The 25,878-nt window shown below is 42.5% G+C and carries 30 protein-coding genes; 1 reads left to right on the plus strand and 29 read right to left on the minus strand.

What is annotated here, in order from left to right; all coding sequences use genetic code 11:
• Positions 1 to 114 precede the first annotated feature (114 nt).
• The 19 genes from aroH to NYE53_RS11370 form a co-directional block, all read right to left on the minus strand.
• Entirely contained in the window at positions 115 to 498 is a 384-nt protein-coding gene (aroH, locus tag NYE53_RS11280) for a chorismate mutase (protein ID WP_004398675.1), read from the minus strand.
• Positions 495 to 1,583, minus strand: coding sequence for a 3-dehydroquinate synthase (gene aroB, locus NYE53_RS11285; protein WP_014480126.1), 1,089 nt, complete (start codon positions 1,581 to 1,583; stop codon positions 495 to 497). The genes aroH and aroB overlap by 4 nt, the downstream gene beginning before the upstream one ends.
• Positions 1,583 to 2,755, minus strand: a complete 1,173-nt coding sequence (gene aroC, locus NYE53_RS11290) for a chorismate synthase (RefSeq protein ID WP_339244790.1) — start codon at positions 2,753 to 2,755, stop codon at positions 1,583 to 1,585. Before aroC ends, aroB begins: the two co-directional genes overlap by 1 nt.
• A 74-nt stretch (positions 2,756 to 2,829) precedes the next feature.
• A complete protein-coding gene (gene cheR, locus NYE53_RS11295) occupies positions 2,830 to 3,600 on the minus strand; it encodes a protein-glutamate O-methyltransferase CheR (RefSeq protein WP_014477188.1) in 771 nt (256 codons plus the stop codon).
• A gap of 236 nt (positions 3,601 to 3,836) precedes the next feature.
• Positions 3,837 to 4,286 carry a nucleoside-diphosphate kinase gene (gene ndk, locus NYE53_RS11300; RefSeq protein ID WP_010886554.1) on the minus strand — a complete coding sequence of 150 codons (450 nt, stop codon included), beginning with the start codon at positions 4,284 to 4,286 and terminating at the stop codon, positions 3,837 to 3,839.
• Positions 4,287 to 4,401: 115 nt separating this feature from the next.
• Positions 4,402 to 5,364, minus strand: coding sequence for a heptaprenyl diphosphate synthase component II (hepT, locus tag NYE53_RS11305; RefSeq protein ID WP_003246013.1), 963 nt, complete (start codon positions 5,362 to 5,364; stop codon positions 4,402 to 4,404).
• A 25-nt stretch (positions 5,365 to 5,389) separates the two neighbouring features.
• Positions 5,390 to 6,091: a demethylmenaquinone methyltransferase gene (menG, locus tag NYE53_RS11310; RefSeq protein ID WP_003230580.1), complete on the minus strand. Its 702-nt coding sequence runs from the start codon at positions 6,089 to 6,091 to the stop codon at positions 5,390 to 5,392.
• A 6-nt stretch (positions 6,092 to 6,097) separates the two neighbouring features.
• Positions 6,098 to 6,853 (minus strand): heptaprenyl diphosphate synthase component 1, encoded by a 756-nt coding sequence (gene hepS / locus NYE53_RS11315; RefSeq protein WP_014480130.1) that lies wholly within the window; start codon positions 6,851 to 6,853, stop codon positions 6,098 to 6,100.
• Between the two features lie 163 nt (positions 6,854 to 7,016).
• The gene (mtrB, locus tag NYE53_RS11320) at positions 7,017 to 7,244 is read right to left on the minus strand and encodes a trp RNA-binding attenuation protein MtrB (protein ID WP_003230576.1); all 228 of its coding nucleotides are present in this window, start codon (positions 7,242 to 7,244) and stop codon (positions 7,017 to 7,019) included.
• A gap of 21 nt (positions 7,245 to 7,265) precedes the next feature.
• Positions 7,266 to 7,838, minus strand: coding sequence for a GTP cyclohydrolase I FolE (gene folE / locus NYE53_RS11325; RefSeq protein ID WP_003225516.1), 573 nt, complete (start codon positions 7,836 to 7,838; stop codon positions 7,266 to 7,268).
• 187 nt (positions 7,839 to 8,025) lie between these two features.
• Positions 8,026 to 8,304 carry a non-specific DNA-binding protein Hbs gene (hbs, locus tag NYE53_RS11330; RefSeq protein WP_003153447.1) on the minus strand — a complete coding sequence of 93 codons (279 nt, stop codon included), beginning with the start codon at positions 8,302 to 8,304 and terminating at the stop codon, positions 8,026 to 8,028.
• A 373-nt stretch (positions 8,305 to 8,677) separates the two neighbouring features.
• Positions 8,678 to 10,156, minus strand: coding sequence for a stage IV sporulation protein A (gene spoIVA / locus NYE53_RS11335; protein ID WP_003230572.1), 1,479 nt, complete (start codon positions 10,154 to 10,156; stop codon positions 8,678 to 8,680).
• 182 nt (positions 10,157 to 10,338) lie between these two features.
• Entirely contained in the window at positions 10,339 to 11,073 is a 735-nt protein-coding gene (locus tag NYE53_RS11340) for a hypothetical protein (RefSeq protein ID WP_063335237.1), read from the minus strand.
• A gap of 21 nt (positions 11,074 to 11,094) precedes the next feature.
• The gene (locus NYE53_RS11345; protein ID WP_004399143.1) at positions 11,095 to 11,298 is read right to left on the minus strand and encodes a DUF2768 domain-containing protein; all 204 of its coding nucleotides are present in this window, start codon (positions 11,296 to 11,298) and stop codon (positions 11,095 to 11,097) included.
• A 338-nt stretch (positions 11,299 to 11,636) separates the two neighbouring features.
• Complete coding sequence (locus NYE53_RS11350; RefSeq protein ID WP_015251807.1) at positions 11,637 to 12,674, minus strand: NAD(P)H-dependent glycerol-3-phosphate dehydrogenase; 1,038 nt, start codon at positions 12,672 to 12,674, stop codon at positions 11,637 to 11,639.
• A 17-nt stretch (positions 12,675 to 12,691) separates the two neighbouring features.
• On the minus strand, positions 12,692 to 14,002 hold the full coding sequence (engA, locus tag NYE53_RS11355; RefSeq protein ID WP_181219680.1) for a ribosome-associated GTPase EngA: 1,311 nt from the start codon (positions 14,000 to 14,002) through the stop codon (positions 12,692 to 12,694).
• Between the two features lie 153 nt (positions 14,003 to 14,155).
• Positions 14,156 to 14,350, minus strand: coding sequence for a hypothetical protein (locus tag NYE53_RS11360; protein ID WP_003230563.1), 195 nt, complete (start codon positions 14,348 to 14,350; stop codon positions 14,156 to 14,158).
• On the minus strand, positions 14,347 to 15,240 hold the full coding sequence (locus NYE53_RS11365) for a YIEGIA family protein (RefSeq protein ID WP_339244796.1): 894 nt from the start codon (positions 15,238 to 15,240) through the stop codon (positions 14,347 to 14,349). Before NYE53_RS11365 ends, NYE53_RS11360 begins: the two co-directional genes overlap by 4 nt.
• Positions 15,237 to 15,836 carry a hypothetical protein gene (locus NYE53_RS11370; RefSeq protein WP_339244798.1) on the minus strand — a complete coding sequence of 200 codons (600 nt, stop codon included), beginning with the start codon at positions 15,834 to 15,836 and terminating at the stop codon, positions 15,237 to 15,239. Before NYE53_RS11370 ends, NYE53_RS11365 begins: the two co-directional genes overlap by 4 nt.
• Before the next feature lie 77 nt (positions 15,837 to 15,913).
• On the opposite strand from NYE53_RS11370, the gene NYE53_RS11375 reads away from it, so the two are divergent.
• Positions 15,914 to 16,045, plus strand: a complete 132-nt coding sequence (locus tag NYE53_RS11375; protein WP_003225499.1) for a YpzI family protein — start codon at positions 15,914 to 15,916, stop codon at positions 16,043 to 16,045.
• 42 nt (positions 16,046 to 16,087) lie between these two features.
• Here NYE53_RS11375 and fni read toward each other — a convergent pair whose 3' ends face one another.
• The 10 genes from fni to gudB all read right to left on the minus strand — a co-directional run bounded on the left by fni (position 16,088) and on the right by gudB (position 25,827).
• Entirely contained in the window at positions 16,088 to 17,137 is a 1,050-nt protein-coding gene (gene fni / locus NYE53_RS11380; protein WP_339244800.1) for a type 2 isopentenyl-diphosphate Delta-isomerase, read from the minus strand.
• Positions 17,138 to 17,149: 12 nt separating this feature from the next.
• The gene (gene rpsA / locus NYE53_RS11385) at positions 17,150 to 18,298 is read right to left on the minus strand and encodes a 30S ribosomal protein S1 (protein ID WP_014477197.1); all 1,149 of its coding nucleotides are present in this window, start codon (positions 18,296 to 18,298) and stop codon (positions 17,150 to 17,152) included.
• A gap of 232 nt (positions 18,299 to 18,530) precedes the next feature.
• Entirely contained in the window at positions 18,531 to 19,205 is a 675-nt protein-coding gene (gene cmk / locus NYE53_RS11390; RefSeq protein ID WP_332276435.1) for a (d)CMP kinase, read from the minus strand.
• Between the two features lie 78 nt (positions 19,206 to 19,283).
• Positions 19,284 to 19,460 (minus strand): YpfB family protein, encoded by a 177-nt coding sequence (locus NYE53_RS11395; protein WP_021481556.1) that lies wholly within the window; start codon positions 19,458 to 19,460, stop codon positions 19,284 to 19,286.
• Positions 19,461 to 19,504: 44 nt separating this feature from the next.
• On the minus strand, positions 19,505 to 20,158 hold the full coding sequence (gene dgrA / locus NYE53_RS11400; protein WP_339244805.1) for a cyclic di-GMP receptor DgrA: 654 nt from the start codon (positions 20,156 to 20,158) through the stop codon (positions 19,505 to 19,507).
• Between the two features lie 93 nt (positions 20,159 to 20,251).
• Positions 20,252 to 21,604, minus strand: coding sequence for a germination protein YpeB (ypeB, locus tag NYE53_RS11405; RefSeq protein WP_029726759.1), 1,353 nt, complete (start codon positions 21,602 to 21,604; stop codon positions 20,252 to 20,254).
• Positions 21,605 to 21,638: 34 nt separating this feature from the next.
• Complete coding sequence (sleB, locus tag NYE53_RS11410) at positions 21,639 to 22,556, minus strand: spore cortex-lytic enzyme (protein WP_339244808.1); 918 nt, start codon at positions 22,554 to 22,556, stop codon at positions 21,639 to 21,641.
• A 137-nt stretch (positions 22,557 to 22,693) separates the two neighbouring features.
• Positions 22,694 to 23,350 (minus strand): glutamic-type intramembrane protease PrsW, encoded by a 657-nt coding sequence (prsW, locus tag NYE53_RS11415; protein WP_003230542.1) that lies wholly within the window; start codon positions 23,348 to 23,350, stop codon positions 22,694 to 22,696.
• 119 nt (positions 23,351 to 23,469) lie between these two features.
• Positions 23,470 to 24,444, minus strand: a complete 975-nt coding sequence (locus NYE53_RS11420; protein WP_029317974.1) for a YpdA family putative bacillithiol disulfide reductase — start codon at positions 24,442 to 24,444, stop codon at positions 23,470 to 23,472.
• A 108-nt stretch (positions 24,445 to 24,552) separates the two neighbouring features.
• The gene (gudB, locus tag NYE53_RS11425; RefSeq protein WP_003230536.1) at positions 24,553 to 25,827 is read right to left on the minus strand and encodes an NAD-specific glutamate dehydrogenase; all 1,275 of its coding nucleotides are present in this window, start codon (positions 25,825 to 25,827) and stop codon (positions 24,553 to 24,555) included.
• Positions 25,828 to 25,878 lie beyond the last annotated feature (51 nt).

Genomic DNA, 25,878 nt, shown 5'->3' on the forward strand with positions numbered 1-25,878 from the left:
AACATACATGTCTCAGCTCAACTAAACTCATTCTCTGCTACCCTATTCTCTAACTCAACTCATTCTAATCGCTTTATACACACTCTTGTGTATTTCTAAGCTGTTCTTATCGTATTACAATTCAGTATTTTTTGTCAATGATAAATCGGGCCTCAATACGACGGCTTTTTCTAAATATACATGTCTGATCTGATCCTGAGGGACATCTGTCTGGACCGTCATCATGACTCTTATGCACTTTTTCAGACCGCCCGTTACGTCCATTTCCTGCATACATGTTACCGGTACATACTGCCATCCTGAAAGCTCGCGAACAGCTTTTGCCGGGAAAACAGCGTGCAAGTCAGGTGTAGCCGAAAGAAGCATTTGAACAACATCTTCCGGTTTTGTATGATTTTCTTCTATGATTTTCTCTAACAGCTGTTTTGTTTTTTGTAAAATTTCTTCTTCAGTATCCCGTTCAACTGTAGTTGCTCCGCGAATTCCGCGAATCATCATGATGTCTCCTCCAATCGCCATTTGTTCAGCCAGCTCTCAAGTTCATTTCTGGAAAATGTATGATCAGCAACTTTCCCTAATTCGTTGAGCACAATAAACTGAATCTTCCCGCCACGGGTTTTCTTATCATTCATCATACGGTCCAAGAGAACCGAAGTTTCCGTCTCTTTTCTGATTTGACTTGGATAACCCAGGCTTTTTAGCCAGCTGACCAAACGTTTTCTGTCCATTTCACAGCCTACAGTCTTTTCGCTTATATATAAAGCAAACTGCATTCCGAGGGCTACGGCATCACCGTGAGTGATCTGCCCATATCCATATTCCGCCTCAACGGCATGACCGAGCGTATGCCCAAAGTTTAAGTAAGCTCTTATCCCCTCTTCTTTTTCATCCTGCTGAACGACAGACGCTTTAATTGAAATGCCTTTAAAAATCATGTCATTCAGCTGATCATTAGTGATATCACGCAGTGAGTGGATATTCAGCAGCTCCTCCAGAAACGCTCTGTCATAGATAAAAGCGTGTTTAATCACTTCTGCCATTCCGGACCTAAGCTCTTTTTCAGGCAGAGAACGCAGGAAATCTGTATCATAGAGCACGGCTTTCGGCTGATAAAACGCACCGATTAGATTTTTTCCAAGCGGATGGTTCACGGCTACTTTTCCTCCGACTGCGCTGTCATGCGCCAAGAGCGTCGTAGGCATTTGTATGAAATCAATGCCGCGCATAAAAGTGGCAGCCACAAAACCGGCAAGATCTCCTACAACACCGCCACCGAATGCGATGATGCATGAGGAGCGATCCAAATGAAAACGAATCGCTTCACTCTGCAGCTTTGTGTACATGTCCATGGATTTTGCCTGCTCTCCACTCGGTACCGTCACTTTTTTCACAGGCCATTTATCTTGCAGCAAATGAAGCATTTCATCACCATACAGACGGTCTACTTCTTCATCCGTGACAAGCATAATCCTTGTTAAAGGCCTGTTTAAAGAGGTTAATAGTTCGCAGGCCTTTTTTCTGATACCTTGTCCGATAAAAACAGGATATGACGAGGAAGCAGTTTGAACATGCAGTGTCTTCATTAAAATTCCCTCGACAGTTTTCTCATATTCTCCACATTTTCTCTAATGCGGTCAATTTGATCTAATCCGAATTGTTCAACGACTGCGTTCGCAATTTCCCAAGCGACAGCGGCTTCAGCGACTACACTTGCCGCAGGAACAGCACAGCTGTCTGAACGTTCAATGCTGGCGGAAAACGGTTCTTTCGTTTCAATATCGACACTTTTCAGCGGTTTATACAAAGTCGGAATCGGCTTCATGACTCCGCGGACAACAATTGGCATTCCTGTCGTCATGCCGCCTTCCAGTCCGCCAAGTCTGTTAGTAGCACGGGTGTATCCTTTTTCCTCGTCCCAAATGATTTCGTCATGGACTTCGCTTCCATTTCGGCCTGCCGCCTCAAATCCGATCCCGAATTCCACACCTTTAAATGCATTAATTGACAGTACAGCGGCAGCAAGCTTGCTATCCAGCTTGCGGTCATAATGGACATAGCTGCCCACGCCTACCGGCATTCCCTCGACAATGACTTCTACTATTCCGCCGATGGAATCTCCGTTTGCCTTTGCTTCATCAATGGCAGCCATCATTTTTTTGCCTGCCTCTTCATCGTAGCATCTGACAGGAGACTCTTCCGTTACGCGCTGCAGGTCTTCAATTGACGTATATTCTGTTTTTTCAGCTTTAACAGCGCCAATTTGCAACACGTGGCCCGTCACCTTAATGCCAAGCTCAGAAAGAATCTTTTTAGCTACAGCCCCTGCCGCCACTCTGACAGTTGTTTCCCTTGCTGAAGAACGCTCAAGCACATTTCTCATATCACGATGATTATATTTAATTGCACCGTTTAAGTCAGCGTGCCCAGGTCTAGGCCTGGAAATCTGGCGCTTCATTTCCTTTTCTTCATCTTCTGTAATCGGAGCGGCGCCCATGATTTTTGTCCAATGCTTCCAATCGTTATTTTCAACTACGAGAGCAATTGGTGAACCGAGTGTACGTGCATGGCGCACCCCGCTCATAATTTTGGCCTGGTCTTTTTCGATCTGCATGCGGCGGCCGCGGCCGTGTCCTTTTTGGCGTCTGGCAAGCTCAAAATTGATATCTTCCTCCGTTATGTAAAGCCCGGCAGGTACACCCTCAATAATGGTTGTCAGTTGAGGGCCGTGTGATTCTCCGGCTGTTAAATATCTCATGACTTCTTCTCCCTTCATCGCATTAACGCTTTTAAGTAAGACTACTATAACATATTTTTCAGCAAAAAGTCAGTCTATCTTTTTTGATAAAAGAATGTATCGGCTGGTACTAGGCCAAATTTCTCGGGGTTGAAGATTTGCTCGGTGCTGCCGACAAAAAGAACTCCATTCTTCTTCAAGCTATGTGCCATTTTTAAATACAGCTCTTCCTTCGCGCTTTCTGTAAAATAAATAAATACATTGCGGCACACGATTAAGTCAAAGTCTTGTTCATAACGATCTGCCAGCAAATTGTGCTTTTTGAATGTAATATTCTTTTTGATTTCCGGTTTCACTTCATAACTTCTATTAGCGTTTTGCGTAAAATAACGATCTTTCACAGATAGCGGCACTTCCTGTAAAGACCGCTCCTGATAAACGCCTTTTTTCGCTTTTTCCAATGCTTTTTCATCAATATCCGTCGCCAAAATCTGATAGCCCGGAAGACCTTTTTGCTGGTCCAAAAGCATGGCAAGCGTGTATGGCTCCTCCCCCGTTGAGCAGGCGGCACTCCAAATCTTTAAAGGCCTAGAGGTCTTGATTAACGGCAGAATTGCAGTCTCAAGAACTTCCCACCTTTTATAATTACGATAAAATTCTGAAACATTGATCGTCATTCTGTCCAATGTTTCATTTAAGAGAGCTTGATCCTTTTCCAATGCCGCCGCAAAGTCCTTAAAGCTTTGGAACCCCTTTTTCTCATAAAGTGACGTTAGCCTTCTCTTCATTTGTGCTTCTTTATATAGTGTCAAATCGACTCCGGTTAATTGTTTCCATTTCGTTGTAAATACGCTGTATGTATCCATCTCTACTCTCCCAGTCTCGCTGTCTTTTTGTCCTAGTATAGCTTGTTTTATCAGGAAATTGTATTGTTTCAATAAAAAAATCAGCTTTTCAGCTGATTTTAGATCGTTGGGAAAGGCAGAGGTCTGATGCACACTGCCATTCAACCCTTTATTCACTTTAATGTAAACCTTTACAAAACAGATCAAAAACCGGCGGCGTTATATGATGCCGGCTCTTTTACTTATTTTCACAATGATTAATAGATCCAGCCTGCCATAAGCTGCTGATATGATACTAATTCTTCATTCTTAAAGAAAATGTTAATCTCGCGTTCTGCACTTTCGAGAGAATCAGAGCCGTGGATGATGTTTTTTCCGACAAACATGCCATAATCCCCACGAATCGTACCAGGTAAAGCTTCTTTAGGGTTTGTTTTTCCGATCAGCTGTCTCGTCACTTCAATGACATTTTCGCCTTCCCACACCATTGCGAATACAGGTCCTGAAGTAATAAACTCAACGAGCTCTCCGAAGAAAGGCTTTCCTTGATGTTCGGCGTAGTGTTTCTCAGCCATTTGTTCAGTCACTCTCATTAACTTGGCGCCAGCTAATTGTAAGCCCTTACGTTCGAATCTAGATAAAATGTCCCCAATGAGCTGACGTTGGACACCGTCTGGTTTCACCATGATAAAAGTCTTTTCCATCATATTCTCCACCCCATCATTATGTATGTATAGGCTTTCACACTGCACACCGAAATCGTAACATCTTTCTGATAATTAATCAATCCGGGGCGGAGAAATTTCTTAATATCTACAAAAATTAAAATTTTCTTTTACCGATATATTTTGCGATGGCTGCAAGAGACGAGCGTGCGCGCCCTCGAGGAAGCGTGTTTAATTTCTGAAAAGCTTTCTGCAGATACATTTCGCTTACTGCCATAGATGCTTCAATTGCATCTGTTTTTTTGATTTCTTCAATGATTGGTTCAAGCTGTTCCTGCGTTGTCTCACTGTTAATCAATTTAAGCTGGTTTTTTAATGCAGGATTTTTCAGGGCATACAGCACTGGCAATGTGACGTTTCCTTGAAGCAAATCTCCTCCAACGGGTTTACCCAGCTCTTCTTCAGTTGAAGTAAAATCAAGAATATCATCAATAATCTGATAAGACATGCCGACGTAATACCCAAACCAGTACAATGCCTTATGAATCTTCTCATCAGCTCCAGACGCAATGGCACCAAGCTGGCAGCTGACCGCGATCAAGAGAGCCGTTTTTCTTTTGATACGCCGGAGATACGTTCTGAGATTTTGTTCCATGTTGTATTTGTCTTTGATCTGCTCAATTTCCCCTAGACAAACCTCAACGATCGTCTGTGACAAAATCCTATGGGCTTTCGGTTCGTTAATTCTCGTCATCATTTCAAGAGATCCCGCAAGCATATAATCGCCTGTGTACATCGCAATACGATTGTCCCACTTTGCTTTGATTGTCGGTTTTCCTCGGCGAAGCTCCGCATCATCAATGACATCATCATGAACCAAAGATGCCATGTGAATCATTTCCAGAGTGACGGCGACATATTTAATCTTATTAATATCGTAATCGCCAAACATGCCGGAAAGCAGTACGAAAACAGGCCGAATACGTTTCCCTCCGGCCTGCAGCAGGTGAAGACCTGCCTCGCTTAAAAGCGGGTAATCGGAACGTACGGTTTGTTCAAGTTCTCTTTCGATTACATCAATATCGTCATTTAAAAAAGAGTAGGCCATTTTAAATTTCATATCATTCACCCAAACATCTGTGTTTTCATTTCCATCCGATATGCGTGGCAGCGACTCCGCCAGTAAACGAATGATATTTAACATTTTTCAGACCCGCCTCTTCAAACAGGCCTGCCAGTTCCTTCATTCCAGGGAAATCTCTGGCTGATTCTTGAAGCCAAGAATATTCCTTATAGCTCTTCGCAAACAGTTTCCCGAAAAACGGCATAATGTACTTAAAGTACATAAAGTAAGCCTGTCTGAATCCGAACATTTCCGGCTGGGACGTTTCCAGACATACCACCTGCCCGCCCGGCTTCACTACACGTCTCATCTCTTTCAGTACAGTCAAGTAATCAGGGACATTGCGGAGTCCGAAGCCAATGGTGACATAATCAAATGTATCATCATCAAAAGGAAGCTCCATCGCATTTCCGTGCAGCAGTTCAATTTGGCTGAATCCGCCGTCTTTTACTTTCTGCTCGCCGACACTCAGCATATTTTCACTGAAATCCAAGCCCTTGATCTCGCCGCTTTTGCCGGCCGCTTTTGCTAGAGCGATCGTCCAGTCAGCCGTTCCGCAGCAGACATCAAGTGCTTTTGCGCCTTCTTTTACATTCATGATGCGCATCGTTTTGTCGCGCCATTTTTTATGCTGCTGAAAACTGATGACAGAGTTCATTTGGTCATAGTTTTTATATATTTTTTCAAATACTCCGTGTACGCGCTGTTCTTTTGAGTCCTGCATAATGGTTTACCCTTCTTCCACTTTCTGATGATAGGTTTGATCTTGGCTGATTGTCTTCAGACGGTTTATTAAAATGTTCTGAATAGGTGAATTTAGAGGCAGAAGTGACTCAATGCTGTTTTTCGCTTTTTTAAAACAATCTTCTAATATCTCTTCTTTTGTTTTTCCCAGCTGTATAAAACTGCCGATCACATCCAGAAATGCATCATTTCCGTTCATAAGCCGCTTAAATACAAAAAAATCACTCGACAGCTTTTTCCAGCGCGGGAGGCTGAAGTGTTCCGCCACACGATGGAATAAAGCTGATTCAACGATGCCGACACTTTCGAAAAAATCGTTTTCGTCCTTGAAAGAACGGTCATACAGACGAATTTTATGTTCGTTGATTTCTTTAATGGCTGTAGCAAGCGTCCGAATCATGTAGATATCCTTCATTTCAGATAGTAAAGAGTAGTACAGCCCGCTGAAATAATCGCCCGCGAGAACAGTCAATTGGCGGTTTTTGTTTTCGTCTCGTTTTATGACTCTAGCTGTCGTCACTTCATCATGGGTATCAAGGGCGCTTTGTACAAGCATCGCTGTTACAATATAATTTTCTCTGTCGTTGTTTTTTATGTCAGCTTCTTCAAATAAAGCATGAAAAAGAAGAAGCTTATCCTCATCAATTTTCGGCGCGGAAATATGCTTCGCTAAATAAGGATGAGACAGCTTTTGTTTTAATTTCGTGTTCAGATTGGCTAAAGTTCCGTAGATGTCTTGCAAAAATATCACCCTTGTCCCCAAATTCACATTTATTTCTTAATCTATGTATGAGTTTTATCTTTTCATTCGCTTACGCAGGTATCATTATAGCATAAAAAAAAGAAATTGGCTGTATCCTCCCGCTGTTTGCGAGCATTTGCTTTTAACAGCGGGGACAGCCAGCTTATTTTTTTTCGCTTTTCATTTCTCCGTACGCGGTTTGAATCAGTGCCTCTCCTCTGACTTTAATGGCAGAAGTATGCTCTGTAAACTGAGCGATGATCACTTCTCCCTTGTCGAGTTTTTCGGAATGGTGAAACTTTGTGTCTGTTCCTCTTGTCAGGCCGATCACATTCACTCCGTCCTCAACGGCTTTAATGACGACAAAATCACTTGAATGCTTTTGGTTCATTTATAGCACCCTCTATCTTTATTAGTCCTGGCGTTTAATATGTTCCAATACTTCTGCACGGGCAGCGGCATCATCTTTAAAAACGCCTCTGACTGCTGAAGTCACAGTTTTCGCACCCGGTTTTCTTACACCGCGCATCGTCATGCACATGTGTTCCGCTTCAACCACTACCATTACGCCATGCGGATCAAGCGTTTCTACGATGCTTTCTGCAATTGTAGAAGTGATGCGTTCCTGAAGCTGCGGGCGCTTTGCAACGGCTTCAACGGCACGTGCCAGTTTGCTGAGTCCTGTGACCTTTCCGCCTCGCGGGATATATGCAACATGTGCTTTTCCATAAAAGGGAACAAGGTGATGCTCACACATAGAATGAAACGCGATATCTTTTACAAGAACAAGCTCCTCATGGTTTTCACCGAAGATAGTCTGGAAATGTTCTTTTGGATCTTCATTTAAGCCGGAGAATACTTCGGCATACATCTTTGCGACTCTTTTCGGAGTATCAAGAAGCCCTTCTCTATTCGGGTCTTCTCCGATCGCTTCTAAAATTTGACGAACAGCTTGTTCGATTTGCTCTTTATTAACTTCTTTCATGTTCTATGTCCTCCACCAATGAATACATTTAATTTCGATTCTAGCACATATGCCCCGCTAAAAGCAAAGTGAATGCCCTGTCAGGAAGCCCATGCTCTTGAAATATGAAAAGCCCCTTATAAAGGGGCTTTTCTGTGAAGAAATAAAGTGTATGTAAGCTAGATGCATACACGATCTATATTCACAATTATTTTCCGGCAACTGCGTCTTTAAGCGCTTTACCTGGTTTGAAAGCAGGTACTTTGCTTGCTGGAATTTCGATTTCTTCACCTGTTTGAGGGTTGCGTCCTTTACGTGCAGAACGTTCACGCACCTCGAAGTTACCAAAACCGATCAGTTGGATTTTATCACCGTTTTTAAGTGCATCTAAGATCGTATCAAAAACAGAGTCAACTGCTTTTGTAGCGTCTTTTTTAGACAATTCGCTTGCTTCTGCAACCGCATTGATAAGTTCTGTTTTGTTCATGCCTTTCACCTCCTCCCAAAAGGATACATTCAGTTCGTTTATTATCATTTCTTCACAGTTCAGTCTGATTCTAAACCTGTCTCAGAAAAAAATGAGATCAAGTAAGAGAAAGACAATTAAACGGCTTTTTAAGAAAAACTGCACTCTGAGGAATGTTTGTCCAACAAAGTGAAGAATTTCTGTATGTAGAGTAACACATATAAAAAGCCATATCAAGCATTTTAAAGCGTCAATCCCTTGCTCGTCAAGGATTTAAGGTGATTTACCGAACAAATATTCCTTTTTTTCCTTTTTTCATCCTATTCCTTGATCCTTTTCCATTATTAAGAGCAAAGAAAAAAGACCTCCCATTCTATAAAGAGGTCTACCGGTATTACAGGATGATGGCGATTAAGCCGCCAGAGCCTTCGTTTATGATTCTTTCTAATGTTTCTTTTAATTTATACCGTGCGTTTTCAGGCATTAATGACAGCTTTGCCTGAATCCCTTCTCTCACAATTGAGCTCAGCGACCTTCCGAAGATATCGGAATTCCAGATGGAGAGCGGATCATCCTCAAAGTCCTGCATTAAATAGCGTACAAGCTCTTCACTTTGTTTTTCCGTTCCGATAATCGGGGCGAATTCGCTTTCGACATCGACTTTGATCATATGGATCGACGGAGCGACAGCTTTCAGCCTCACACCGAATCGCGAGCCCTGCCTTATAATTTCCGGCTCATCGAGACTCATATCAGCTAAAGCAGGCGCTGCAATACCGTATCCCGTCTGTTTGACCATTTTTAAGGCATCAGACACTTGATCATATTCTGTTTTCGCATGGGCGAAGTCTTGCATGAGCTCAAGCAGATGGTCTCTTCCTCTGATTTCGACGCCCACAACTTCTTTTAAGATTTGATCATATAGATGATCCGGCGCGTACAAATCAATTTCTGCCACTCCTTGGCCCAGCTCAATTCCGGCTAATCCGGCACTTTCAATGAATTCAAACTCGCTGAATTGGCCGACAACCCTGTCTACGTCCCGGAGCCGTTTAATATCCTTAACCGTTTCCTTCACGGACTCCTGATAGCTTTCACGCAGCCAATGGTTTTCTTTCAGCACCATTACCCAGCTTGGGAGATTGACATTCACTTCTAGCACCGGAAACTCGTAGAGGGCCTCTCTGAGCACACTCAGCACATCTGATTCCCGCATGCTCTCTACACTCATTGCCAATACCGGGATATCATATTTTTCGCTTAAATCCTGGCGCATGGCTTCCGTTTCCGGGTGATACGGCCTGACTGAGTTGATGACCATAATAAAAGGTTTGCCAACCTCTTTCAGCTCTTCAATGACTCTTTCTTCAGCCTCTATATAGTCACTTCTGGCGATATCTCCAATGGTGCCGTCTGTCGTAATGACAACTCCGATGGTCGAGTGTTCTTGAATGACTTTTCGTGTGCCGATTTCAGCAGCCTCATGAAATGGGATCGGTTCTTCGTACCAAGGCGTATTGATCATCCGCGGCCCGTTTTCATCTTCATATCCTTTAGCGCCGGGCACTGTGTAACCTACACAATCTACTAATCTTATATTCACATCGAGTCCGTCTGACACATGAACAGACATCGCCTGATTCGGAACAAATTTAGGCTCTGTAGTCATAATGGTTTTGCCGGCTGCGCTCTGCGGCAGTTCATCCTGCGCTCGGGCCCGGTCTGCTTCGTTACTGATATTCGGGAGCACCACAAGCTCCATAAATTTTTTAATGAACGTGGATTTTCCTGTACGGACAGCACCTACGACTCCTAAGTATATATCGCCTCCTGTTCGTTCAGCGATATCCTTGAAAATATCGACCTTTTCCAAGTGATCCCCTCCCGGACTTCCTATCCTTTTCAATTTTATTAAGCTCTTTCAATCAAACACAGGACACTATATGTGTATGACGTTGTCCTATTTGAATATGACATCTTTAGAAAATTTCTCATCCTCAATCTATTAAAGTATAAAAAAACCTTTCTCCCTATTTGTATGCAAGGGAGAAAGGTTCATTCCTTTTTCATATCATTTTCTAAAAAAACAGGTTCCTGTTTGTCATTTACCGTATATGTTACAGAAAACGCGGGGACAAAGGGGGTTTCCTGCCAAATCATATCCTGGATTTCAGTCCCGGGTTTAAACGTTTTCTTGCTTTTTTTGAGGCAAGAAGCCAGCTCAGTCCGGTAATCAGCATATATTTCTCCGTCTCCGTCAATCATAAGCGGCAACGAATTCCCTGAGATTGGGCTTGTCACTGTAAGAGAGCTGCCATCCCCAAGCTTCTTCTCATCGAGTGTAAATAAATCACGAGATAGCACATCCTTGTAAGGCGGATATTGATGCTCCTGACGATACATTTGGATGCGCAATTTCACATCGCGAATTTTTTCTGCCATCTTTAGATCAATTAATTTAACAGTCGGATCGTTCTCTACGTCAACAAGCACGTATTGATAGTCTCCCCCGCTTTCAAATGCCGTACTTGGAGGTTCAGCTATGTATCTTGGCGCTAACCGGTTAAAGTCTATCGGATATTTTTGATATAGCGGTGTCGACATATCTTTGGTTTGAATGGGAAGCAGCCCTCCATTTGCCTTTTGAAATTCATCAACAGCAGACTGAACCTGCTTTAGCTGGTCTTGATAAGGAATGGCATGCACACTGCTTTTCCGTTCATTTGGATATAAACATCCGGATAAAAACACGACTGCCGCAAAAATGATTGCGCACTTCAGTTTACCCATACAGCACTTCCTTTTACAGCTTTATTCATTGACAGGGCCGCTAAAAACCACGACAAACACAATAATTCCAGATATGAGCATACACATGTATGCAAATGATGAAATCGCAATCTTCAAAAAACGGTTTTGGCACTTAAAGCGGCTTAAATAGATGGAAGCTACAGCCAGAAACATCAGACCCATGGACCCTAGAGCAAACCACATTTTCATCAATGCCAGATTCAATGACGTGCGCCTCCCCGATATGTATGATGTAAGCGTTATATTATATTTTAATATACAGCGCCGGAAAAGATCAACCAGATTTTCCATCCTTTGATAGAACAAAAAAAACTGAAGCAAAGAGGGGGACCTTCGCTTCAGTCAAATTGACTATATTCACCTGCACGTTTAAGAAACACTCTCTTGGACTTCGATGCTATAGTATGCGACATGGCATACAGATGCATCCTCTATTGCCTAAATCGGCAAAATGTTTCAGGAGATCCCAAGACTTGGGTGTTCTTCTGTTTTTCGGGCTTTCGTTCAATTAAGATATGCGTTTCACCATACGATTGACACTTTTACTTCACTTGATTTTCAAACGTATTTACCAAATCCTCCATCTCGTGGGTTTTCCCTCTCGCCATTAAAGATTCAACAGCGGTTTCCACTTTTTGTCCGTTGAATAGGACCTGATGGAGAGCTTCTGTAATCGGCATTTTAACATCATATTTCTTCGAAAGCTGGTAAGCCGCTTTCGTCGTGCGGACGCCTTCGACTACCATTCCCATCTCTTCAAGAACATCTTCAAGCTTGTACCCTTTTCCGAGCAAATTGCCCGCACGCCAGTTTCTGGAATGAACACTTGTGCACGTCACAATCAGATCGCCTACTCCTGTCAATCCAGAGAACGTCAAGGGATTTCCGCCCATTTTCGTTCCGAGTCTCGCGATTTCGGCAAGTCCGCGTGTAATCAAAGCAGCTTTGGCATTGTCGCCGTACCCTAAACCATCTGTAATTCCTGCAGCAAGGGCAATAATATTCTTTAAAGCCCCTCCGATTTCAACTCCGATAATGTCAGGATTTGTGTACACCCGAAAATTGTGATTAATAAATAGATCCTGCACCTCTTCTGCTGCCCTCATGCTCTTTGAAGATGCAGTAACAGTTGTGGGGTGCCGCAGCCCTACCTCTTCCGCATGACTCGGGCCGGAAAGGACAACGATATCTTTTCTGACATCACTCGGGAGCTCAATTTCCATAATTTCAGAAATGCGCAGAAGTGAATCCGGCTCAATACCTTTGCTGACATGAACAAAGACTGCCTTTTTCGTTATAAAAGGGACAGCCTGTCTCAGCACTTCCCGAATTGCTTTTGTTGGAACAGCAACGATAATGAAATCCGCGTCTGAAACAGCTGTCTTCATATCCGTTGTTGCCTCAATAGATTCTGGAAGCTTGACGTTCGGCAAATAATCTTTATTTTCATGCTGATCATTGATTTGATGGATCAGATCTGCACGGTGCCCCCACATGGTTACATCGTGATGATTATCAGCTAACACTAAAGCCAGTGCTGTTCCCCAGCTCCCCGCTCCGAGCATTGTGACTTTTTTCATATTTGCTTCACACCTTTTTATTTTCTAGCTCTTGCAAATATTTTGATTGGTGTCCCCTCAAAACCGAACGCGTCTCTGATTCGGTTTTCTAAAAACCGTTCGTATGAAAAATGCATCAATTCCGGATCGTTTACAAACACAACGAAGCTTGGCGGCTTTACCGACACTTGAGTCGCATAGTAAATCTTCAAACGAGAACCGTTATGAGTCGGTGTCGGATTCATTGCCACAGCGTCCATGATGACATCATTTAAGACGTTTGTTTGAACTCGAAGTGAATGATTTTCACTTGCTTTGATAATCGCAGGCATCAACGTATGGATCCGTTTTTTCGTTAAGGCAGACATAAATAGGATTGGCGCATAATCCAGAAATTGAAAATGATCGCGAATATTTTCTTCAAATTCTTTCATCGTGCTCTCATCTTTGTCAACAGCATCCCATTTGTTTACGACGATTACGACGGCCTTGCCCGCTTCGTGTGCATAACCGGCGATACGCTTGTCCTGTTCAATAATGCCTTCTTCGCCATCCAGCACAACCGCCACGACTTCTGAGCGGTCAATCGCTTTCAGCGCCCGCAGTACACTATACTTCTCAGTCGTTTCATAGACTTTCCCTTTTTTTCGCATACCGGCAGTATCGACAATGACAAACTCCTGCTGGTTGTAAGTAAATGCCGTATCAACAGCATCTCTTGTGGTTCCAGCCACGTTGCTGACAATAACGCGTTCTTCGCCGAGCATCGCATTCACAAGTGAAGACTTTCCGACATTCGGACGTCCGATCAGACAGAATTGAACAACTTCCTCATTGTATTTCGTTTCTGGAATGTTTTTAAAATGCTCTGCAACGGCATCCAGTAAATCACCCAGTCCGAGTCCGTGTGTTCCCGAAATTGGATACGGCTCGCCAAAGCCTAGCGAATAAAAATCATAAATATTCGCTCTCATTTCTGTGTTATCCAGTTTATTAACCGCTAAAACAACAGGCTTTTTTGTGCGGTACAAAATTTTCGCCACTTCTTCATCAGCAGCTGTCACGCCTTCACGGCCGTTCACCATAAAAATAATCACGTCCGCTTCATCCATGGCGATTTCAGCCTGCTGGCGAATCTGCGCTAAGAACGGCTCATCACCGATATCAATACCGCCCGTATCAATCAAATTAAAATCATAATTCAGCCATTCAGCCGAGCTGTATATCCGATCCCTTGTCACGCCAGGGGTATCTTCTACTATTGAAATTCTTTCTCCCGCAATCCGGTTAAAGATTGTGGATTTTCCTACATTTGGTCTCCCGACAATGGCTACGACAGGTTTACCCATAGTACCCTTCCTTTCAATCCAGCCGCTTTCATTTTTACATAAATTTTCAACCGGTTATTAAAATCATTTCATTCACTTTTATGAAAAGAAACCCTTCAGAGGAAGGGCTTAACTCATTTATTATATCAGTTTTTACTGGGATCACAACTATTCTTAAAAATGTTTCACGATCAAATACACGTCATCTCCGATTCTGTGAGCTATTCCATCAAGGATCGCCTCAAGATTTTTAGCGAAAAGCTCCATCTCCTTTTGGTCATTGCAAAAAAAGACAGGTGCTCCCCCTGCAACCCGGTTTCGATTTGTCGTGATTACAGACAAAATCACTTTCGTAAGAGATTCACTCATCCTATCACCTTATCCTGATTCTTGATAAATTCAGTCGGCATTCTAATCGCATTTTCCAGAGTTGGAACATTGCTAATAATTTGAACAGCCGTTTCGGGATGGTGAATTTGCGGGAGAACAAATACTGCCACTCTCCCATCATTTAAATCCCGTTTTGCAATTGGTGTCAAAGATGGCTCCCCTGAATCCCGATAAACCCCGAGCACATTGGAAACATCAAATAAAATGGCCTGACGTTGCCCTAAATTTGCTATCGTCGCTGCTGAATTAAAGTTTTTTGGCGTCAAAATAAAGCCCATGCTATGCTTTAAAATCAGTTCCTGTTTCTCTGGAAGCCCGATATTCATCATATAAATATTATCAACAAACAGTCCCGGACCGTCAAAGCGCGGCTTTATGTACTCGATGTCTACAATATCCTTCAACACACTGCCCGACATAAATTTCATGGCCAGTAAAAAACAAACGACAGCCGCTATGACAGCAGCCCAGATGGATAAAAACACATACGCAGAGGTTGTCAAAAGCGCTGTAAAGATCACAATATAATTTCTGCTTTCAAACGCAATGGCAATCCCCTCAATATATGTGCTTCCCCTTGAGACAAGTTCATACGAATCCATTTGCGTCAATGTGTTCCGCTCCATGTTTCGGACATCTCTAAATTGCGTCGCTGCCAATGTTAAAAATGTGATGGCCGTAAATTCCTCCTGCAAAAGCGCCGGCATAATAATTGCACCTAAACCAGCCGCTATCAACCCCAGCGCGATGTGAATCACTTTCCCATGAACATAGGTCGGATACTGGCGGTAATCCGTTTTCAGCATATAAAGCCTTGTCGCAATTCCGGCAATGACCCCAGCAATAATCGGATAGATGTAATCACTCATGACATTTTGGTAGCTCCTTTGTTTGATCTTTTGCTTTTCTGACCAATCTGGCTTGCGAGGTGTTCGTATTTAGATATGCCAAACAGCAATATCATCCCCGCAGAACACGCATTCAGCCATTGAAAGCCGCCAACAGCCATAGCCCCGGCCAACTTCTGGATCACAAATGAATACACCAGTTCGCCTTGGCACATCCCTAGGACAAATAAGACAAGCTGCTTCTCAAAATTCCTTTCAACAGAAGCTGTTAAAAGCACTATGAATATAACAGCAGCCCACTCAGGTTTTATGATGAACCAAACCGGGTCATATAATGCAAATAGATAAACAAACGCATACGCGGCAACAAGCGTCAGATAGACCATGATGTAACGAAAACGATACATTCCCAAATACCCGGCATAGATACATCCGCAAACGAAAAACATCATATATGCAGCATTCAGGGAAAAATATAAAGCGATTTCATGTATGCTTAGAATAATATTAGTTAAAATAAAGACAGAGACGGCAATTCGTCTTTTCGTCTTTTCAAAAATAAATGTTGTCAGAACCCACAGAAACCACATTGACCAATAGTAATAAAATTGTTCCATTTTACTTCCTCCATATTCCCAGTATGGAGTTCAAGCACATTTTTTAAACAATCGATCTCACATTAAGGAGTATGATCATGGGAAAAGACAGACAAGAGAAAAAACTCAAAGCTTCAGGCAGAGTCGAATCAGACCGCGACCAGTCCATTCACTATGACGGAGCGACAAGCCTTGAACAAAACGGAAGATTCAAAAAGCGAAAATCATAATACAAAAAGCCCAAACCACATATGGTTTTGGGCTTTTATCATTTATCGCACACTATAGCTTGATGTATTGACCCCTCTCTCCGTGAGCCAATGATGGGTTTCACCTTTGATCACAAGGGGCGCCTTTTGTAAATCGGCAATCGTTCTGGCACCCAGCACGGTCATAATCATCTTTAATTCCTCAAGGATCAGCTGAATCTCCTCAAGCAGTCCTTCCTCACCGCTGTCAGTCAGCGCTTTTAAAAAATGCCCTGCCATTCCGGTGCAAGAGGCCCCAAGCGCAATTGCCTTTGCCACGTCAAGTGCATCTTGCAGACCGCCAGAGGCGATCATGGTGCTTGTAGGAAACTCAGAGCGGATTTCCGCCAAACTTGCAGCTGTCGAAATGCCCCACGAGTTAAAAAAGGAGATTTGCCGCTCTCTTCGGAGATTTTCGATTTCCGAGAAATTTGTTCCCCCGTAACCGCCAATGTCAACAGCTGCAGCACCAGCTTCATACAGCTTTCCTGCTGATTCTTTGCTCATACCGAATCCGACTTCTTTCACAATGACTGGTACACTGACATGACTGCAAATTTGTTCAATACGTTCCAGTGCGCCGCTAAAGCTTCTGTCTCCTTCAGGCATCACAATTTCCTGAATCACATTGAGGTGGATCTGCAGCGCGTTTGCTCCAATCATCTCAACAGCTTCCTTTGCCTGAGCAGCCGTTGCCTCGCTTCCCAGGTTGGCAAAAATCAGCCCGTTTGGGTTTTCCTTTCGAACGATTTCATAGGAAAGACGCTCTGATGGATCTTTTAATGCTGACATTTGCGATCCCACAGCAAGAGGTATTCCAGCCTGAGAAGCCGCTCGCGCAAGCGATTTATTAATCTCATATGTAAGTTGTCCGCCGCCGCCAGTCATTGCATTGATAAAAATCGGCGAACTGCTTGAAAGTTCGCCGATTTTTGTGGAAATATCTACTTGTTCTAATGCAAGATCGGGCAGACTGACGTGAACAAACGTAATATCATCAAGACCTGTTTCCCGCTTCTGACCGGTGGACAGGGCATGATTGATGTGTTGTCTTTTCCGTTCTGCTCGAGTCACGTTTATCACCAATTATTTTAGTTTATTCAGCTTATCTCCGATCAGATCTCCAAGCTGGAAGCCAGTGCTTGTTTCTTCCTTCGCTTGATATTGACGGTAATCTTCCTGATCAGCTTTAGGCGTTTCTTCAAGTTCACGCATGCTTAATGAAATGCGCTCCTCATTTTCATTCACATCAAGTACCTTCACTTTTACAGTCTGTCCTTCTTCAAGGACTTCATGCGGCGTGCCGATGTGTTTATTGGAAATTTGAGAAATATGAACGAGACCTTCAACACCTGGAAGGATTTCAACAAAGGCACCGAAGCTTACAAGACGCTGTACGGTTCCTTCAAGCACATCGCCAGGCTTCACTTTTTCGCCGATTTGGCTCCAAGGTCCAGGCAGTGTATCTTTGATTGATAAAGAAATACGTTCATTATCACGGTCAACCGATAACACTTTCACTTTTACTTCTTGTCCCTCTTCAACAACGTCAGACGGTTTCTCTACATGAGAGTGGGAAAGCTGTGAAATGTGTACAAGTCCGTCGATGCCGCCGATATCAACAAATGCGCCAAAGTCAGTCAGGCGCTGTACTTTGCCATCAAGTACACTTCCAACTTCAAGAGACTGAAGAAGTTCTTGTTTTTTATTCGCTTGTTCACTTTCAACTACAGCACGGTGTGAAAGGATCACGCGGTTTTTATCACGGTCAAGCTCTACAACGAGCAGTGACAGTGTTTTTCCTTTATAGTCAGTGAAGTCTTCAACGAAATGTGCTTCAACAAGTGATGCTGGAATAAAACCGCGAACGCCGATATCAACGACAAGGCCGCCTTTCACGACATCTTTCACTTCAGCTTCAAACACTTCTTTTGTTTCAAATTTTTTCTCAAGGTCTTCCCAAGCGCGGTCTGCATCAACAGCACGTTTAGATAAAATCAAAGCATCGTCTTCCACTTTTGTTACTTTCAGGTCAAGCTCGTCGTCTACTTTAACAACATCCGATGCTTTCTCTACATGAAGACTTGATAATTCACTGATTGGAATAATACCGGATTGTTTGACATTGATAATTTCTACATCTACATGTTTGTCTTCTACCTTTGTCACAATCCCTTTAACTACATCTCCAACCTCTGGCACTTGAACATCAATTTGATTCATTTCCTCTGTCATTTGAATAACCTCCTTGGTCCAAACCTACACAGCTTAATTAAAACGGTTTGAAAGCTGAACATATAACATGCCCGCTTTTAGCCGAATATGTATTAAAGAATCATCCAAAAAAGTTTTTTGAATGATCAATAAAAAGTTTTATTAGTATTAACTTCTAATAAAAGGACAGGTTTGTCAAGCAATAACATTCTATCTTCGTTGAAAAATTCAAAAAAAGTGGCATTTGCCATCCTCAGCGGGACTTTTGCTCCACAGCCTCGAGGATTTTATCAGCTACCTCTTGAATGGAAAGCGATGTCGTGTCGATTTCAAGAGCGTCTTCTGCTTTACGCAGCGGAGATACTTCGCGCTCTGAATCAAGCTTGTCTCTTCTTGCAATTTCCTCAATTAATGTTTCGTAGTTGACATCAAAGCCTTTTTTCACATTTTCTTCATAACGGCGTTTCGCTCTCTCTTCAACAGATGCCAAAAGAAAGATTTTTACTTCTGCATTTGGCAGCACATGCGTCCCGATGTCACGGCCATCCATGACGACGCCGCCTTTTTCCCCAAGCAGCTGCTGGCGTTTCACCATTTCTTCTCTGACACTTCTGTGCTTGGCCGCAATTGAAACTTGGTTGCTGACTTCATCTGTTCTGATCGCCTCAGTTACATCGGTGCCGTTTACAAGCACTTTTTGTCCATCTTTTGTTGTAATCAGCTCAATGTCTGTCCGCTTTAGCAGCTCAGCCAGTTTTTCTTCATCTGTCAGATCAACGTTTTCCTGTAAAGCCGCGTACGTAATCGCCCGATACATTGCTCCTGTATCAATATATATGTACGATTTTTTCTCAGCCACAATTTTGGCAACGGTGCTTTTCCCCGCAGCTGCCGGGCCGTCGATTGCAATCGATAATTTCTTTTCCATAATTCCTCTCCTTGCTCTTTTCTCCTCTATGGATTGTATCACGAACTTTATGAAAAAGGGTGAAAAATTGATGAATAATTAATGTTTGAAGGTTTCAATCTTATTGTCCCCCTCCATGTTATCCACCCCTTCATATTGAATCACTTTTGATACGTATGGTTCAATATGCTGATAGTGAAAAAGAAATTGGACACCAAATAAAATGATGGCCTGAATGAACAATAATTTGATCAGCAGCCGTTCAAATGTTTTCATTGGAGCACCTCCATTACAAATAGTATGGAAGTGTTTGCCGATGTTTATTCCATTCGGGCCTTTCTTCTCTTATTTAACTGGCGCCTGATGCAGTATTGAAGCAAAGCCTGCTGGTCACCTGCTGCAATTTCTGAATACTCTAAAGTCATTTTGCGTTTTCCTGACTTGGGGTCATTAAAGATTCGTTTGACAACTGCTTCTGTTTCTATTTGACGTGTGTGCTCCTCTTCAGGAAGACGGATGATCAGGCGCAATGATTCCCCCGATTGAAAAGAAAGGCCATCATCTAAAACCACGGCGATGCCGCCTGCACTGATGTTATAGGATAGTGTGCGGATCTCTTCCTCATTTCCCGGCTGAATTTGCACATCTAATACCGCATCAGTTCTTACATATTGGCGGCGCTGGATTCTTTTCATTTTTTCACGAGGAGGCATTTCAAGACAGATCATTTGAAGTTTGTCCTTCACTTTACCTATTATACGGCTTATAAAGCGATAAGGAACTTCGTCTTTTCCCACAAACTCTACCGTTACTTCCATATCGTTATGTAAAATCACAGTTCGCCCTGTAACTACATCAACAGGATACGCGATCAAAAGTTCATTGTTTTCGATGCTGACCGCCTTGCTTTTTGCCTTTTTCAATTCATTTTCTTCTATATATTCTAAAAGTACATTTTCTCCAATCTCTATCATTGACTTCACTCTTTCGCATTCAATATACTCACGTTTTTATTAAAGCACGTAATGAAAAAAAGGAAAAGACATTTAGTCCTTTCCTCCTGTTTTTTATAGGTCTTTATATATAGGTTCTGCATTTTTTAGTTTTTCAACCTTTTCTTCCGATCCGTCTTTGGCATTGATATACATTCTGAATGTGTCATTTTCAATTGTCCCAAGCATTTCGTAGCATAACACTTCTTGACCTAGTTCATTTGTAATCAAAGCGAGCCTTGTTTCTCTCACTTGTACATTTTTATTTAATTTAGACTTTGCCTCTGCTTCAGTAATTGCAGGCTTAGGTATGGTTCTTTTTCTGTGAGATGTGAGGAAGTCTCTTGCTGAAAAGCCGACAACCTCACCGTCATCCAAGGCCACTTTCATACGAATTGCCTCGGGGTACATCCGGACTTTATTTTCAACAGGAACATATGAAAATACACCGATTTTATCATATTGCGCACTTTCATCAATTTCCAAATCATCTGTTTCAAATCCGTTTTTCTTTAAAAATGCAAGCGCTCGGTTCGATCCGTCATTTAAACTGATTTTCTGATCTTTCACTTCTCTGTTTTGGATCAAGTATACCGGATGCCCGCCCTTCTTCGTAATATCCATATAAATCACTGCTTTATGGTCTGGATCTTTCATGCTGATGCTATATACATCGCGATTTGTTTTTTTTCCGCTCTTTACCACTTTAATTGAATAATTGTCATCTGGGGCAAAGCGCTCAGCAATTTGTTTTGCTTCCTGTTCGGAAATTTGTTTTCCCTTCAGATGGCTGAAGCCTTTCTCTTCTTTTTTCGTGCTGGTGAAACTCGGACCAAGATCAGTGCCAGTGGAGAATGCACCAACATTTTTTTCGACTGTTTTAAAGCTGTTGATAATCGTATTATCACTTTGTTTTTCGTCAGAAGCCAGGGCCATTTCTACGTCCATCCAGCGAAGGTTTTTGCTCATGACAAGGTGCTGAACATGACGCAATTCATTTTGTATATCTTCGGACTGCTGATATAGCTTATTTAGTGATGTATACTCGTTTTTATCAAGCGGCTTTTGGTCCAAATCTCTGACTGACGTTTTATAGCTGAAATCGCCGATCTTTGATAATAGCTCTTCAGTTTTATTAAACGGCATTAATGTTAGCGGCAGCTGACTGACACTGTTATGAGCTTCTGATGTAATCCTCCACACATCGATCAATGCAGGCGACAGTGATTTTTGGCTGTTCATGGCAAGTGTTGTTCCGATTTTATCATGAAGCTGATCCATCTGATAGGTAAGCTCATGAAACGCCCGCTGATAGTTATTTTCAGCATGAAGAAGAACTGCGTCTTTTTCCTGGTGTTCTTTGTATCCCCAGTAGCCTGTACCGACTATTGCAATACCAAGCACGGCGATTAAAATTCCTCTGATCATTTATCACACCTCTTTTTATGCTTTCTCATATCTGCTACTCACAGAAAATGTGTTTACCGATTCTTTTAATCTGTGGACGCCCCCAAATCCACGGACTTGTAGCCGTATCCGGATTAAAGTAGTAAAGTGCTTCCTCTGATGGGTCCCAGCCATTGATGGCATCCAGCACTGCTTCTCGGGCCGTTTCATTCGGCTGCATGTAAATTTGTCCGTCGGCTACTGCTGTGAAGGCAAGCGGCTCAAAAATAACCCCCGCTACTGAATTTGGAAATAACGGGCTGTTCAAACGGTTTAAAATGACTGCTGCAATAGCAACCTGTCCCTCGTACGGCTCGCCCCGGGCTTCGCCATAAACCGCTTGAGCAAGCAGCCTGATATCGTTGTTGGAAAATCCACCAGGCATGTTCGCTGCTACCGCATCCTGTTTTCTTGCTTTTGCTGGTGTATTGTTTTGCTGTTTATTCGCATTCGCTTTAGGCTGCTGCGTTGTTTTTTCCGCAGGCTGTTTCTGCCGTGCTTCTGCTTGTTGTCTTGCCTTTTGTGTTGATGCTTTTGATGGTTTCGTCTGATACTTTAGCGGAATTTTTCCGTAATGCGTGAATGTATTCCCCTTATTGAGCTGTTCAATGACATATTCACGATAGTATTTTGATTTACATATTAAGGTTTGCTTTGTTTTAGCTCCTACAAGGCCGTCAACCTCTTTTAACCCGAATTGATCCTGAAAATTTCGAACTGCCCAGTACGTCCCCCATCCATAAACCCCGTCAATTTTTCCGTTATAATATCCGTTGTATTGAAGACGCGCCTGAAGCTCGACCACATCATCCCCGGTTGCCCCTCTTTGAATGACCTGATTCGAAAAGGCAGAGATCGTTTCAGTATTAATAAACGTGGTTATTGTAAAGGAAAAAAGGATGAGACATGCCATAATCGATCCTTTGGACTTCATCTTTTCAAGCCTCCTACTGCAAATTTTTAAGTGTAATCGTATTTTCTGTAACGAGGTTATTTTTATACACTCTTTCCTTGTTATCCCTCAGAACATAAAACTGCACACAAAAATGCCGCACGGTTTCTGTGCGGCTTCTATACTTGCATCATATTAACGGAACGGGCTTTTTTCGCTTTACGCAAACCAAACCACCATAAAAATACCATAAATGGAAGCATATAATAAATCCAATTGCTAAGCGCTGTTAGGATAAAATCATATGATCCATGCAAAAGGGATGGGACAACTAAAGAAAGAGTAAGCCACTTTACACGCGCCTTATCAGCGGAAAAACGGGCTTTTCCAAGGTAAAATCCCATTATAACGCCAATCAAGGCATGGCATGAAACAGGCAGCAGAGCCCTGACAAACGCATGCTCCACGCCGTGGCCAATTAAATAAAGAATATTTTCGAGGGTTGCAAAACCGAGTGATACACTTGCACCGTACACAATCCCGTCATAATGCTCATCAAAGTGGGCGTGCGGGTAAACACTGATCATCAGTATAAACCATTTTAATGATTCCTCCAAAAACCCCGAAGATAAAAAAGAAACGAAAAAGCTTCCGCCTCCTACATTCTCTTTTTCAAGTACATACTGGATAAACATGATGGGAAATACAAGAACAACCCCGAGAAAAAACGACCGTAGCACCATATGTACAGGTTCATTATCATACTGATCTTTTAAATAAAAATAACTTAATAACGCGATGCCGGGGGCAATTCCTGCAGAGATGATTGCAAACATCAGGCAACCTCTTTCCTTTATATTCCTACGTCTATCCTACCATGTTGTTTAAAATTTTACATCTGTCTGCACTTAAAAAAACAAAAAGAGCATACGAATGCATCATATGCTCCTCATCTTTAATGGTTTTCTCTTTTGGCGATTTCCGCTGCGATATGCCCCCCGTGAAACCTGCCGTTTTCAATAAATATTTCATTTGCATTATTTCCCGCAGCAATAACCCCGGCAATAAAGACACCTTCAACGTTCGTTTCCATCGTTTCTTCGTTGAAATATGGACGCCCTGTTTCTTTATCAATTTCAACACCAATTTTTTCAAGAAATTGATGATCAGGATGATAGCCTGTCATGGCAAATACAAAATCATTTTTAATGGTAATAAGTTCTTTCTCTCCGGAGCGAAACACAACTTCATCCTCGGTGATTTTTTCGACACAAGCGCCAAATTCCATACGGATTGTACCGTTTCTGACGAGGGCTTCAAATTCCGGCAGAATCCACGGCTTAATGCTTGGAGAATACTCATTGCCCCTATATAAAACTGTGACACGCGCCCCAGATTTCACGAGTTCAAGGGCAGCGTCCACGCTTGAATTTTTCCCGCCGATGACAACAACATCTTTATCAAAATACGGGTGACCTTCTTTAAAATAATGAAATACTTTCGGCAAATCCTCACCGGGTATATTCATATAGTTTGGATGATCATAATAGCCTGTGGCGATGATACAATATGGCGTCGTGTAGGTCTCTTTTGACGTCTCAATAACGAATGTGTTTTTTTGCGTTTTCGTCACTTTATGCACCATTTCAAACGCATTAACACGGATGTTTTTCCGTTTAACGACTTCACGGTAATACGATAAAGCCTGGATTCTGACAGGCTTCCTGTTCTCTGTAATAAATGCGACATCTCCGATTTCGAGCTTTTCACTTGAGCTGAAAAAGGTTTGATGCGTCGGATAATTGTAAATACTGTTAACGACATTGCCTTTTTCAATGACGAGGGCATCAATGCCAATTTGTTTTAGGTGAATGGCAGCAGATAGTCCGCAAGGTCCTCCGCCTATAATAATTGCTTTTTCTTGAATCATTTCCGTCAACTCCTGCGATTGGCATTTCACTTCATATTTTCTATTTCCGAATAAAAAAATCTCCTATTTTATCATAGGAGATTTTTTATTTTTATGCAAATCATCAACTTATATCCAGCCTCTAAAACGCGAAGCTTCAGCCATTTTGCGAACGCCGACCATATATGCAGCGAGCCTCATGTCAATTCTTCGGTTGTTAGCCATTTCATAAATATTGTTAAATGATTTGACCATCATTTTTTCTAATTTTTCTTCTACCTCTTCTTCACTCCAGTAGAAGCCTTGGTTATTCTGAACCCATTCAAAATAAGAAACTGTTACGCCACCGGCACTTGCCAGCACGTCTGGTACAAGCAGAATGTCCCGGTCTGAAAGAATCTTTGTTCCTTCAAGCGTTGTTGGCCCATTCGCTGCTTCAACGACAATTTTAGCCCGGATATTATGAGCATTTTCTTCTGTAATTTGATTTTCAATCGCAGCAGGAACAAGAATATCACAATCCAGCTCCAGCAGCTCTTGGTTGGTAATGGTATCGTTAAAAAGCTTTGTTACGGTACCGAAGCTGTCGCGTCGGTCGAGTAAATAATCGATATCAAGGCCTTCCGGATCATAAAGTCCGCCATACGCATCTGAGATGCCGACAACTTTTGCCCCCGCATCATGCATAAATTTTGCCAAATAGCTTCCAGCGTTTCCGAAGCCTTGGACAACAACACGCGCACCTTTAATATCGATGCCTCTCTTCTTAGCCGCTTCTTTAATACAGATGGTAACACCTTTTGCTGTCGCAGATTCTCTCCCGTGAGATCCGCCAAGCACAAGCGGTTTGCCTGTAATAAATCCAGGCGAATTAAATTCATCAATTCTTGAATACTCATCCATCATCCAAGCCATGATTTGTGAGTTTGTAAATACATCCGGTGCCGGCACGTCTTTTGTCGGGCCGACAATTTGGCTGATCGCTCTGACATACCCTCTGCTCAGACGCTCCAGCTCTCTAAACGACATATCCCTTGGATCACAAACAATTCCGCCTTTACCACCGCCATATGGAAGATCAATTATGCCGCATTTTAAACTCATCCAAATTGAAAGCGCCTTCACCTCTTTTTCTGTTACGTTCGGGTGAAAACGTATCCCGCCTTTCGTTGGACCGACAGAGTCATTGTGCTGCGCACGATATCCTGTGAAAATCTTTACTGAACCGTCGTCCATACGAACAGGTATTTTTACCGTTAATAACCTCATCGGCTCTTTTAACAATTCGTATACCTCTTCGGGATATCCCAATTTTTCCAGAGCCTTATGTATTACGGTTTGGGTTGATTTTAATACATCAAGTTTGTCCTCTTCTGTATGACCGGTGTTTCGATCGGCTGCCATTTGAGTTAACCTCCTAGAATCTTCTGTTTCTCACATGCTCCCTTTCAGAGA

Source organism: Bacillus sp. FSL R5-0523, from assembly GCF_037975295.1.
GTDB lineage: Bacteria > Bacillota > Bacilli > Bacillales > Bacillaceae > Bacillus > Bacillus subtilis.